Origin of the sequence: Pseudomonas mandelii, assembly GCF_006438925.1 — a bacterium.
Classification (GTDB): domain Bacteria; phylum Pseudomonadota; class Gammaproteobacteria; order Pseudomonadales; family Pseudomonadaceae; genus Aquipseudomonas; species Aquipseudomonas mandelii_C.
Genome location: NZ_RCZA01000003.1, coordinates 471,238 through 483,437, shown reverse-complemented (window position 1 = coordinate 483,437; position 12,200 = coordinate 471,238). Strand labels below are relative to the sequence as shown.

Sequence of the window (12,200 nt, the reverse complement as noted above, 5' to 3'; positions counted from 1 at the left end):
ACTGATAAGTACAAGGCAGTCAGTTAGCAATCCAAGTAGATCAGGAGTCGCCTTATGCTTAGCGTTCAAGACCGTGCAATCGTCAAATCCACTGTGCCCTTGCTGGAAAGTGGTGGCGAAGCATTGATCACTCATTTCTACCGCATGATGCTGTCCGAGTACCCGGAAGTCCGCCCGCTGTTCAACCAGGCCCACCAGGCCAGCGGTGATCAGCCGCGTGCCCTGGCGAACGGTGTCTTGATGTATGCGCGGCACATCGACCAGCTCGACCAGTTGGGTGACCTGGTGGCCAAGATCATCAACAAGCACGTGGCCCTGCAAATCCTCCCGGAACACTACCCGATTGTCGGCGCCTGCCTGCTGCGAGCCATCTCTGAAGTGCTGGGCGACGAAATCGCCACTCCTGAAGTGATGGCCGCCTGGGGGGCTGCTTACGGTCAATTGGCCGACATCCTGATCGGCGCCGAAACCAGCATCTACGACCAAAAGGAACAGGCTCCAGGCGGCTGGCGCGGGGCGCGGGAATTCATCGTGGTGGCCAAGGTCGAGGAGAGCGCGGAAATTATCTCGTTCTACTTCGAACCAGCGGACAAAGGCCCGATTCTGGCGGCAGAGCCAGGTCAGTACATCGGCATGAAACTGATCCTCGATGGCGAAGAGATTCGTCGTAACTATTCGCTGTCGGCCTTGGCCAACAAGGGCCAGTACCGGATCAGCGTCAAACGTGAAACCGGTGGCCGCGCCTCCAACCACCTGCACGATCAACTGCATGTTGGCGCAAAAATTCAGTTGTTCCCGCCATCGGGCGAATTCACCCTGACCGACAGCGACAAACCGTTGGTGCTGATCAGCGGCGGCGTCGGCATCACTCCGACTCTGGCGATGCTCGAAGCGGCGCTGGCGACCGAACGGCCGGTGCACTTTATCCACTGTGCACGCAACGGTAGCGTTCACGCCTTCCGCGACTGGATTGATGGCTTGGCCGAGCGTCATCCGCAACTCAAACGCTTCTATTGCTACGACGAAGATGATGGCGTAAGCCCGGCGGCGGACAAGGTTGGGTTGTTGAGCCAGGAGCAACTGGGTGAGTGGTTGCCGCAGCAGCGCGATCTGGACGCGTACTTCCTCGGTCCTAAAGGCTTCATGGCGGCGGTCAAGCGTCACCTGAAAGCGCTGGGTGTACCGGAGAAGCAAAGCCGTTACGAGTTCTTCGGGCCGGCTTCGGCGCTGGAGTAACGCTTACGCCGGGTACTCTGTGGCGAGGGAGCGTGCTCCCTCGCCACAGGTTTCAGCCTTTCAGTTCTTTCAAATGTTTGTACACCGTTGCCCGCCCCATGTTCAGCACGTTCGCCACATAGTTGGAGGCGCTTTTACCTTTGAAGGCGCCTTCGGCGTGCAGTGCCAGCACCAGTTCGCGCTTATGGTCACGGGTCAGCAGGTTCAGGCTCAGCTGACGTTCGCGCAGCCAGGCGTGGAGGAAGGTGTTGATCCGCTCCTGCCAGTCATCGCGAAACAGTGAATCGGGCTGCGGAATCAACTTGCTCGGTGACAGGAACAGATCCAGAGCGGCTTTGGCATTTTCGAACAACGAAATATTCAGATTAATGCACAGCACCGCCAGCGGATGACCTTCGCTGTCGCGCAGCACGCTGCTCAGGCTGCGAATCTTCTGGCCATCCCAATTGAGCTTTTCGTACGGTCCGATGTTTCGTTCGCTGATCTCTTCGCTGAGCATGTCCTCCAGCGCCGAGTCGTCACCGATTTCCCGTTTGGACAGGTTGTTGGCGATGTAGTCGACCTTCTGGGTACGCAGATCGTGCAGCACCACCTCGGCGTGCGGAAAGAACAACGTGGCGATGGCGTCGGCGATCGCGCGGAAATTGTCCAGCGGTGAGCTCTTCAATGCAGAGTCATCACCGGCCGGTTCTTGTTCTTGGGCGTTCATAAAGTGGAGCTCCAGACAGCATCAGCGCCCCGTCAAAAAAGGGCGCTGGAAGTTTGCCGCAATCGTGTCGACACGTCACCTGACGTCTGAACGTCAGCCCAGTCGGGTGGGGGAGAGCATCCCGGGGTTCAGACCAAAGCGAGTCAGTTGCTCGGGCAACGCTTCACCGCGCACCAGTGCCGCGCTGGCCTGGCCCATGGCCGGCGAGGTCTGGATGCCATAACCGCCTTGTGCCGCCACCCAGAATAGCCCCGGCACCTGCGGATCGAAACCGGACAGCAAATCCCCGTCGCTCACGAAACTGCGCAAGCCGGCCCAGGTGCGGGTCGGACGGCGGATGGTCAGGGTGGTGGCTTCTTCGATCTGGTAGATGCCCATTGCGATGTCCAGCTCTTCGGGCTGCACGTCGTGCGGCTCCACCGGGTCGGCGTTGGCGGGCGAGCCGAGGAACATGCCGGCGTCGGGCTTCATGTAGAAGGATTCGTCGAGGCTGACAAGCATGGGCCAATGGTGGATGTCCACGCCCTCGGGGCCGGCGAAGATGAAAGCCGCACGGCGCTTGGGTTGCAGGCCCAGTGGCTTGGCACCGGCCAGCTCACCGATTTTGTCTGCCCAGGCGCCAGCCGCGTTGATGATGATCGGGGCGCTGAAGGTCTGGCCGTTGGTTTGCACGTGCCACACACCTTCGTCGTCCCGGGTCAGGCTCGTGACTTCACTGTCGGTATGAACTTCGCCCTTGTTGCGTCGGATACCGCGCAGGTAGCCCTGGTGCAAGGCATCGGTGTCGATGTCGCTGGCGGTCGGGTCGTAAATCGCACCATGGACTTTTTCCCGACGCAGGATCGGCAGGCGCGCGAAGGCTTCGTCGGCGCTGAGCAGCTGCATTTCCGGCACTGTGGCTTTGGCGCTCAGGTATTGATTGTTCAGCTCGTCCGGGTCACCGGTGAAGTCCACGGTCATCTCGCCACGCGGAGTCAGCAGCGGGTGTTCGCAGAAACCGGCCGGCGGCGCGTCGAAGAAGTCGCGGCTGGCCTGGGTCAGCGCCCTAACCTGCGGTGTGCCGTATGCGGCGGTGAACAGTGCAGCTGAACGTCCGGTGGAGTGGTAAGCCGGATGGGATTCGCGTTCGAGCACGATCACTCGGGCGTGCTGCGACAACCAGAAACCGGTGGAAGCGCCGGCAATCCCGCCGCCGATGATGATGAAATCTGCCTGGCTCATGAACGTCTCCTGATGGGCGCAAAGGCCAAATTTGTAGTGATCCTTTGTAGGAGCTGACGAGTGGAACGAGGCTGCGATCTTTTAACTTTGCTTTTAAAGGCAAGATCAAAAGATCGCAGCCTCGTTCCACTCGTCAGCTCCTACAGGGTCTGTGGTGTTAGTGCTGTAGGCGGTAGATGGCATTGGCCAGCGCGATGTCTTCCAGGCCCAGACCAATGGAGCGGAAGAACACATGACGGTCGTAGCCAGGGCGCTGCACTTTTTCGCTGAGCAGATCGGGCAGGTCGCCGATGATCGCGTTTTTGTCCCAGCCATGTTGTTCACCGGCAATCAGCATCTCGCCGGCCGAGCCCGGGGTGGTCAGACGATAGTCGCAGAACACTTGCATGTCGTTGAGGCTCTGCGGCGGTACTTCATGGGCACGCGGTGCGTTGGTGCTGATGGAGGTGATCAGCGCCGGTTTGCTCAAGCTTGACGGGTCGATCACCGGGCCTGCGGACGAGGTGCAGAGCATGATCACGTCGGCGTCTTGAACCGCTGCTTCACGACTGTCGACGATGGTCAGCCGTGGATCGAGGCTTTTGAGCTGTGCCAATACTTCGGGATTCTTGTCGCTCAGGCTCGGCGAGTAGAGGCTGATGCTCTGCCAGTCGCGCAAGCCTTTGACGTAGTGCAAGTGCGCCTGGGCGACCTTGCCGCTGCCGATGATTGCCAAGCGTCGGGCCTTCGGCGGGGCGAGGGCGTCGACCGCCACGGCAGTTGTTGCAGCGGTGCGCGCCGTGGTCAGTTCACCGGCATCACAGAGCAACAGCGGCTGGCCGGTCTGCATCGACATCAGCAGCGTCCAGGCGGTCACCAGCGGACCTTGTTCGCGCACGATGTACGGCGAGGTCTTGACCCCGTAAACGCCGTCTTCGGCCAGCACGCCCAGGTAGTTGATGAAGTCGCCAGCGCCCTGTGGAAACTCCACCAGCTGCTGCGCCGGTTGCACAGCTTGCCCGGCGGCCAGGTCGCGGAACAATTTGCGCAGGATCTGCGGCACGTCGACCTGCGCCAGTAGCTCACGGGCCTGAGGTTGGGTGATCACATAAGGCGTACTGGACATGGTCGGCTCCGGGAGCTGGAAGTAAACTAATTTGTCCATTATGGACTTTTAGTTATCGCGAGCAAGCTCCTGTTAAAAAAAACGGACGAAAAAAAAGCGCAGTCCGTTTCCGGCTGCGCCTCTTTTGGTGCGACCCGCGTTACGGGCGCTTGCGCTCAACCGCCCGCAGCAGATGCGTCGGTGGCGTTTCGCAGCTGATCTTGCGACCCAGCAGCGCCTCGATGGACGGTAGCTGGTAGGAATCGTCTTCACCGGCAAAACTGATGGACACACCATCGGCGCCGGCACGACCGGTACGGCCGATGCGGTGCACATAGTCGTCCGGGACTTCCGGCAGGGTGAAGTTGATCACGTGGCTGATACCGTCGATGTGAATGCCGCGACCGGCCACATCAGTGGCGACCAGGACGCGGATCTTGCCTTCGCGGAAACCTTCCAGAGTCTTGATGCGCTTGTGCTGCGGCACGTCGCCGGACAGCTGCGCGGCATTGACGCCATCGCGCACCAGGCGTTCTTCGATGCGCCGCACTTCATCCTTGCGGTTGGCAAACACCATCACCCGCTCCCAACCGTTGTCGTTGACCAGGTTGTAGAGCAGTTTGTATTTGTCGGCACCGGCGACGGCATAGATGTGTTGCTCGACATTTTCGCTGGCCACGTTCTGCGACTCGATCTCGACGATCGACGGGTCGGTGGTCCATTGCTTGGCCAGGTTCATCACGTCTTCGGTGAAGGTCGCGGAGAACAGCAGCGTCTGACGCTCGTTCTTCGGCGGAGTCTGGCGAATGATCTGACGCACTTGTGGGATGAAACCCATGTCGAGCATCCGGTCGGCTTCGTCCAGGACCATGACTTCGACCATGTCCAGGTGCACGTCGCCGCGCTGGTTGAAATCCAGCAGACGACCCGGGGTGGCCACGAGGATGTCGCAATGACGGGCTTCGAGGTGCTTGAGCTGCTTGTCGAAGTCCATGCCGCCGACGAACGTCATGACGTTGAGGCCGGTGTATTTGGTCAGGTCGGCCGCGTCCTTGGCGATCTGCACCACCAGTTCACGGGTCGGCGCAATGATCAGCGCCCGCGGCTCGCCCATGTAGCGCTCTTTCGGCGGTGGGGTTTCCAGCAACTGAGTGATGATCGAAATCAGGAACGCTGCGGTTTTGCCGGTGCCGGTCTGGGCGCGGCCAATTGCATCTTTGCCGGCCAGGGTGAAGCCGAGGACTTGTGCCTGGATCGGCGTGCAATACGGGAAGCCCAGGTCCTGGATGGCGTGCATCAGTTCGGGGGCGAGTTTGAAATCGTGGAAACGGGTTTTGCCTTCCAGGGGGGCGACGGCAAAGTCTTCGAGTTTCCAAGGGATAACCGGTGCTTTTGGCTTCGGTTCGCGACGCGGTCGGGCAGGTTTTGCAGCTTCGCTGCTTGGTTCTTCAGAGGCTTGAGCCTCAACGGGTTGGACGGCCGGTGTGGTCATCGGCTCGTGCTTCGGTACCGCTACGGTTGCGGTCCGACCAGACTGATTACCGTCGGTGCGGTGGCTGGGATGGTGAGACGGAGCGCTGGAGACTGGCGCGAGCTGCTCAGTCTCGCTTTTACCGAACATTTTCTTGAGTGCTTTGAGCACGGTCATCTCATCAATTGATTAAGGAATATACGCCGGCCAGTGTAATGCAAGAATCGGGCGCGGCGTAGGGGGATGGATCAATGGGCTGCTTTTCACATAAACCGTTAACGCAAGCGCTCGGCGAGCCAGACCCCAATGTCGCGAATCTCCTCGGGTAACACTTCGTGACCCATTGGGTATTCCTGCCATGTCACGGTGACACCATGCTGCTTTAAATACTCGTAAGCGGTGCGGCCCATGGAGTTTTGAACGACGTCATCGTACTGTCCGTGTAAAGACAGCACGGGAATGCGCTGCTGGCTGGCGGAAAGCTCCAGTTCATCGCTGAAGGTCGGTGCATAGGTCGAGAGGGCAAGTACGCCACCCAGCGGTCCCTGCCATTTCAGAAACGCGGTGTGTAATGCCACCGCGCCACCTTGGGAAAAACCTGCCAAAAATATCCGCGAGGCGTCTATTCCGATGGCTCGCTCCACTTCGATCAAATTGACGATCCTCTGCGCCGACTCTTCCAGCTGCTCGCGGTTGATCGCGCGCGCCGGGCTCATGGCCAATATGTCGTACCAGCTCGGCATCTCGTAACCACCGTTGATGGTCACGGCGCAGGTCGGTGCCTGAGGGAGAACGAAGCGGGTAGTCAGCAGGGTTTCCTGCAGCGCCTCGGCCACCGGCAGGAAGTCGTAGCGGTCGGCGCCCAGGCCGTGCAGCCAGATAACGCAGGCGTCTGCGGGCTTGACGGGTTGAAGAATCAAGGGCTCGGTCATGGTTGCTCCAATGTTGTGCAGGCGCTCTCATTGGGTGCGAGATCTGAGTGCGCGCCTGGTTGATCAGTTAAGAAGATGTCGCAAGGCTACAAGTTTTGCTATTGACCTGTCGCGCAATCGCTTCGGCGAGCGGTCTGGTACGGGCTTTGCTATGGGGAAACGGTGCAACCCATCTCGCGCCTTGCGGTAACACTATCAGTGTACTGCTGGCGGTGGGATAGCAAAGAATCCGGTGATGGATGTTCGCCAGTGGCCGCTACGGGCTTCGCGAACGTGAAAGGGCTACAGCCCGTTCGGCCGATTGGTGAGAAGTGAGTTGTCCATGATGTGGATTTTCTCCTACTAGACTCATAGCGCAGGTCCTACGTCGGTTGACCCTAAAAAAAGCCAACACGGGTCGACTACGCCTCATAAGGGTGCGACAGGACTCAAGCTCCGACACAACAAGAGCAAAACTGGAGGTTTGAATGAAGATGTTGAAATCCACCCTGGCTATCGTGACTGCAGCCGCAGTACTCGGTGTCAGTGGGTTCGCTCAGGCGGGTGCAACCCTGGATGCAGTGCAGAAGAAAGGTTTCGTACAGTGCGGCGTCAGTGACGGTCTGCCGGGCTTCTCGGTACCGGATTCGACTGGCAAGATCATCGGTATCGATGCCGACGTCTGCCGCGCTGTGGCCGCTGCCGTATTCGGCGACGCGACCAAGGTCAAATTCAGCCAGTTGAACGCCAAAGAGCGTTTCACCGCGCTGCAGTCCGGCGAAATCGACGTGCTGTCGCGTAACACCACCTGGACCAGCTCCCGCGATTCGGGCATGGGTCTGGTGTTTGCTGGCGTGACGTACTACGACGGCATCGGCTTCCTGGTGAACAACAAGCTGGGCGTGAAGAGCGCGAAAGAGCTCGACGGCGCCACCATCTGCATTCAAGCCGGTACCACGACCGAGCTGAACGTTTCCGACTACTTCCGTGGCAATGGTCTGAAATACACCCCGATCACCTTCGACACCTCCGATGAAAGCGCCAAGTCGCTGGAATCCGGTCGTTGCGACGTACTGACCTCCGACAAATCCCAGCTCTACGCACAACGCAGCAAGCTGGCGACCCCGACCGACTATGTCGTTCTGCCGGAAACCATCTCCAAGGAGCCTCTGGGCCCGGTCGTGCGTAAAGGCGACGAAGAGTGGTTCAGCATCGTCAAGTGGACCCTGTTCGCGATGCTCAACGCTGAAGAAATGGGTATCACCCAGAAAAACGTCGAAGCTGAAGCCAAAGCCACCAAGAACCCGGACGTTGCTCGTCTGCTGGGCGCTGACGGTGAATACGGCAAAGACCTGAAAGTGAAGAAAGACTGGGTCGTGCAGATCGTCAAGCAAGTGGGTAACTACGGTGAAGTGTTCGAGAAAAACCTCGGCAAAGGCACTCCACTGGCCATCGACCGCGGGCTGAACGCTCTGTGGAACAACGGCGGCATTCAATACGCACCACCAGTGCGCTGATGGTTCTATCACCCGGTGGGCCAACCACCGGGTGATGTTCTGTTCCATTATTTGCGGGGCACTTCATGCAAAATTCAATCGGCGCACCAAAGCAGAGGCTCAGCCTCAGCGATCCAAAAGTGCGTGCGTGGCTATTTCAGATCATCACCATTGTGGCGGTGGTCTCGATGGGCTGGTATCTGTTCGACAACACGCAGACCAACCTTCAACACCGGGGCATTACCTCCGGCTTCAGCTTTCTGGAGCGCAGTGCCGGTTTCGGCATCGCTCAACACCTGATCGACTACACCGAATCGGACAGCTATGCCCGGGTGTTTGTCATCGGCCTGCTCAACACGCTGCTGGTGACCTTCATCGGCGTGATCCTGGCGACGATCCTCGGGTTCATCGTTGGTGTGTCACGGCTGTCGAAGAACTGGATCATCAGCAAGCTGGCGACTGTTTATGTGGAAGTCTTCCGCAACATTCCGCCGCTGCTGCAAATCCTGTTCTGGTACTTCGCGGTGTTCCTGACCATGCCGGGGCCACGCAACAGCCATAACTTCGGCGATACCTTCTTTGTCAGCAGTCGCGGCCTGAACATGCCGGCCGCGTTGACGGCGGATGGTTTCTGGCCGTTTGTGGTCAGCGTCGTCGTGGCCATTGTCGCCATCGTGCTGATGAGCCGCTGGGCGACCAAACGCTTCGAAGCGACCGGCGTACCGTTCCACAAGTTCTGGGTGGGGCTGGCGCTGTTCCTGGTGATCCCTGCGCTGTGCGCATTGATCTTCGGCGCGCCGCTGCACTGGGAAATGCCGAAGCTGCAAGGCTTCAACTTCGTCGGTGGCTGGGTGCTGATCCCGGAGCTGCTGGCGCTGACCCTGGCCCTGACGGTGTACACCGCGGCGTTCATCGCCGAGATCGTACGTTCGGGCATCAAGTCGGTCAGCCACGGCCAGACGGAAGCGGCGCACTCGCTGGGATTGCGCAACGGTCCGACCCTGCGCAAGGTGATCATCCCGCAAGCCCTGCGCGTGATCATTCCACCGCTGACCAGCCAATACCTGAACCTGGCGAAGAACTCCTCGCTGGCGGCCGGTATCGGTTATCCGGAGATGGTGTCGTTGTTTGCCGGTACGGTGCTGAACCAGACCGGACAGGCGATCGAGGTGATTGCTATCACCATGAGCGTGTACCTGGCGATCAGTATCAGCATTTCCCTGCTGATGAACTGGTACAACAAGCGCATTGCGCTGATCGAGCGGTAAGGAAAAGCGCATGACGACTCATACTTTCAAACCTGACATGCCGCCCCCGAACCGCAGTATCGGTGTCGTGGCGTGGATGCGCGCCAACATGTTCTCCAGCTGGCTCAATACCCTGCTGACCCTGTTCGCGTTCTACCTGATCTACCTGGTGGTGCCGCCGATCCTGAGCTGGGCGATCCTCGATGCCAACTGGGTTGGCACCACGCGCGCCGACTGCACGAAGGAGGGCGCCTGCTGGGTGTTCATCCACCAGCGCTTCGGCCAGTTCATGTACGGCTACTACCCGACAGACCTGCGCTGGCGCGTGGACCTGACCGTGTGGCTGGCGGTCATCGGCGTGGCACCGTTGTTTATCTCGCGCTTTCACCGTAAAGCGGTATACGGGCTGAGCTTCCTGGTGCTGTACCCGATCATTGCCTACTTCCTGTTGCAGGGCGGCCTCTTCGGTCTGAGCACCGTGGCGACCAGCCAATGGGGCGGCTTGATGCTGACCCTGGTGATCGCCACCGTCGGTATTGCCGGTGCATTGCCGCTGGGTATTGTCCTGGCACTGGGCCGTCGTTCGAACATGCCGGCGATTCGGGTGGTCTGCGTGACCTTCATCGAATTCTGGCGCGGCGTACCGTTGATCACGGTGCTGTTCATGTCCTCGGTGATGCTGCCGCTGTTCCTGCCTGAAGGCATGAACTTCGACAAATTGCTGCGGGCACTGATCGGCGTGATCCTGTTCCAGTCGGCGTACGTCGCCGAAGTGGTGCGCGGTGGTCTGCAAGCGATTCCCAAAGGTCAGTACGAAGCGGCTGCAGCGATGGGCCTCGGCTACTGGCGCAGCATGGGCCTGGTGATTCTGCCGCAAGCCCTGAAGCTGGTGATCCCCGGCATCGTCAACACCTTCATTGCGCTGTTCAAGGACACGAGCCTGGTGATCATCATCGGTTTGTTCGATCTGCTCAACAGCGTCAAACAAGCCGCCGCCGACCCGAAATGGTTGGGCATGGCCACCGAAGGCTATGTGTTCGCGGCCCTGGTGTTCTGGATTTTCTGTTTTGGTATGTCGCGCTATTCCATGCATCTGGAACGCAAGCTCGACACTGGCCACAAGCGTTAGGAGTTCTGTAATGAGCGAAGCAATCAAAAAGCCTGTGAGCCCTGAAGGCATTATTCAGATGCAGGGCGTGAACAAGTGGTACGGCCAGTTCCACGTGTTGAAAGACATCAACCTGAACGTTAAGCAGGGCGAACGTATCGTCCTGTGCGGCCCGTCGGGTTCCGGCAAATCCACCACCATTCGTTGCCTCAACCGTCTGGAAGAACACCAGCAGGGTCGCATCGTGGTCGATGGCGTGGAGCTGACCAACGACCTCAAGCAGATCGAATCGGTACGCCGTGAAGTCGGCATGGTGTTCCAGCACTTCAACCTGTTCCCGCACCTGACCATCCTGCAGAACTGCACGCTGGCACCGATGTGGGTGCGCAAGATGCCCAAGCGCAAGGCCGAAGAAATCGCCATGCACTACCTGGAGCGCGTACGTATTCCGGAGCAGGCGCATAAATTCCCTGGGCAACTGTCCGGCGGGCAGCAGCAGCGTGTGGCGATTGCCCGGGCCTTGTGCATGAAACCGAAAATCATGCTGTTCGACGAACCGACCTCGGCACTCGACCCGGAGATGGTGAAAGAGGTTCTCGACACCATGATCGGCCTGGCTGAAGACGGCATGACCATGCTCTGCGTGACCCACGAAATGGGCTTCGCCCGCACCGTGGCCAACCGCGTGATCTTCATGGACAAGGGTGAAATCGTCGAACAGGCTGCGCCGAACGACTTCTTCGATAACCCGCAGAATGAGCGGACCAAGCTATTCTTGAGCCAGATTCTGCATTGATCCTGCGCAGGCGTTGAAATGAACCCGGACTTGATCCGGGTTTATTTTTGTCTGGGGTTTGAGGTCAGGAGGTTAGTGCCGCTTCCAGTTCCGGATGGCGGGCGGCCAATAGCTGTTTGAGGGCGCCACCTTCGTTCAACACCTGAATTTCCGCCAGCAAATAGGGATGACGATCCAATAGCTGCATAAGTGTTAATAACGGTTTGGGCGCAGGCAGCTCTCCACGCTCATACCGCGAAAAGGCATTGTTCCCACCGCCGGACAGCAACTGCACTGCGTTTTTTTGCGTGAGGTGGAGTTTGCGGCGGATACGCTTTATCTCGGAGCCAATCAGTTGCAGGCAGTCCTTGAGCAATTGATCGCCGGCATCCGAATAGCGGTCGGCGCTGTCGGTGTCATGATCGAATTCGATTTCACCGCAAACCCTGCACTCCCAACCTGCAAGATCGCAAACAAGTCGCGACATCTGTTTGTAATTGACGGAGAGGGTACGTCCTTCGAAGTGTCCCATTCCATCGTGAGTGCCGCAGTTGACGCATTGCTGCGTTTTCATAGGTTTTTCTCCTTGAAGGAGACTACCGGATGTCCACCGCCGGGGCGGTAAGACACTTTGATGTAAATCTCCATTCCATGAAATGTTGCGTGATAAACGTCTTGCCAGACCCGGTGGTCGACATAGGAGGTCATGGATTTGAAGAGCATTCGGCGCTCCAGTGCACTGATGGCCTGGATCATTTGCCAGAGGTTCAACCCCATGTCATTGCCCGATTCCAGAGCCCGTCGGGTGAACGCCTTTTTGCCTAACCTGACAACTTCTGACTTGACCACCGCCAAGTCGTAATGGGGTGTGCTCTTTTCCATAAGAAACCAAAAACCCTGTCCCTAAAATTACCCTTAAAGGGTAATTTTGACTAATCGAAA

Annotated in this window: 12 protein-coding genes; 5 read left to right on the top strand and 7 right to left on the bottom strand. The window is 58.8% G+C overall.

The annotated features are described in order from the left end of the window. The first annotated feature begins 54 nt into the window (after positions 1-54). Positions 55-1,236: an NO-inducible flavohemoprotein gene (hmpA, locus tag EAH74_RS09330; RefSeq protein WP_140677817.1), complete on the top strand. Its 1,182-nt coding sequence runs from the start codon at positions 55-57 to the stop codon at positions 1,234-1,236. Positions 1,237-1,288: 52 nt separating this feature from the next. Here hmpA and EAH74_RS09325 read toward each other — a convergent pair whose 3' ends face one another. The 5 genes from EAH74_RS09325 to EAH74_RS09305 all read right to left on the bottom strand — a co-directional run bounded on the left by EAH74_RS09325 (position 1,289) and on the right by EAH74_RS09305 (position 6,653). Then, complete coding sequence (locus EAH74_RS09325) at positions 1,289-1,945, bottom strand: helix-turn-helix transcriptional regulator (protein WP_095130521.1); 657 nt, start codon at positions 1,943-1,945, stop codon at positions 1,289-1,291. A gap of 93 nt (positions 1,946-2,038) precedes the next feature. Next, positions 2,039-3,166 carry an NAD(P)/FAD-dependent oxidoreductase gene (locus EAH74_RS09320; protein WP_140677815.1) on the bottom strand — a complete coding sequence of 376 codons (1,128 nt, stop codon included), beginning with the start codon at positions 3,164-3,166 and terminating at the stop codon, positions 2,039-2,041. A 157-nt stretch (positions 3,167-3,323) separates the two neighbouring features. Continuing rightward, entirely contained in the window at positions 3,324-4,271 is a 948-nt protein-coding gene (locus EAH74_RS09315) for an ornithine cyclodeaminase family protein (protein ID WP_193560122.1), read from the bottom strand. A 139-nt stretch (positions 4,272-4,410) separates the two neighbouring features. Continuing rightward, positions 4,411-5,898: an ATP-dependent RNA helicase RhlB gene (rhlB, locus tag EAH74_RS09310; protein ID WP_140677811.1), complete on the bottom strand. Its 1,488-nt coding sequence runs from the start codon at positions 5,896-5,898 to the stop codon at positions 4,411-4,413. 98 nt (positions 5,899-5,996) lie between these two features. Beyond that, positions 5,997-6,653, bottom strand: coding sequence for an alpha/beta hydrolase (locus EAH74_RS09305; RefSeq protein ID WP_008147566.1), 657 nt, complete (start codon positions 6,651-6,653; stop codon positions 5,997-5,999). Positions 6,654-7,120: 467 nt separating this feature from the next. Here EAH74_RS09305 and EAH74_RS09300 point away from each other — a divergent pair, with 467 nt between their 5' ends. The 4 genes from EAH74_RS09300 (at position 7,121) to EAH74_RS09285 (ending at position 11,279) form a co-directional block, all read left to right on the top strand. Further along, a complete protein-coding gene (locus EAH74_RS09300) occupies positions 7,121-8,149 on the top strand; it encodes an amino acid ABC transporter substrate-binding protein (RefSeq protein WP_123365710.1) in 1,029 nt (342 codons plus the stop codon). Between the two features lie 65 nt (positions 8,150-8,214). Then, a complete protein-coding gene (locus EAH74_RS09295) occupies positions 8,215-9,396 on the top strand; it encodes an amino acid ABC transporter permease (protein WP_140677809.1) in 1,182 nt (393 codons plus the stop codon). 10 nt (positions 9,397-9,406) lie between these two features. Next, positions 9,407-10,504: an amino acid ABC transporter permease gene (locus EAH74_RS09290; RefSeq protein WP_140677807.1), complete on the top strand. Its 1,098-nt coding sequence runs from the start codon at positions 9,407-9,409 to the stop codon at positions 10,502-10,504. A 10-nt stretch (positions 10,505-10,514) separates the two neighbouring features. Next, positions 10,515-11,279, top strand: coding sequence for an amino acid ABC transporter ATP-binding protein (locus EAH74_RS09285; protein ID WP_008147575.1), 765 nt, complete (start codon positions 10,515-10,517; stop codon positions 11,277-11,279). A 64-nt stretch (positions 11,280-11,343) separates the two neighbouring features. Here the strand turns inward: EAH74_RS09285 and EAH74_RS09280 are convergent, their stop codons facing one another. After that, positions 11,344-11,832 carry a type II toxin-antitoxin system MqsA family antitoxin gene (locus EAH74_RS09280; RefSeq protein WP_140677805.1) on the bottom strand — a complete coding sequence of 163 codons (489 nt, stop codon included), beginning with the start codon at positions 11,830-11,832 and terminating at the stop codon, positions 11,344-11,346. Next, complete coding sequence (locus EAH74_RS09275) at positions 11,829-12,140, bottom strand: type II toxin-antitoxin system MqsR family toxin (protein WP_140677803.1); 312 nt, start codon at positions 12,138-12,140, stop codon at positions 11,829-11,831. Before EAH74_RS09275 ends, EAH74_RS09280 begins: the two co-directional genes overlap by 4 nt. Positions 12,141-12,200: the final 60 nt, after the last annotated feature.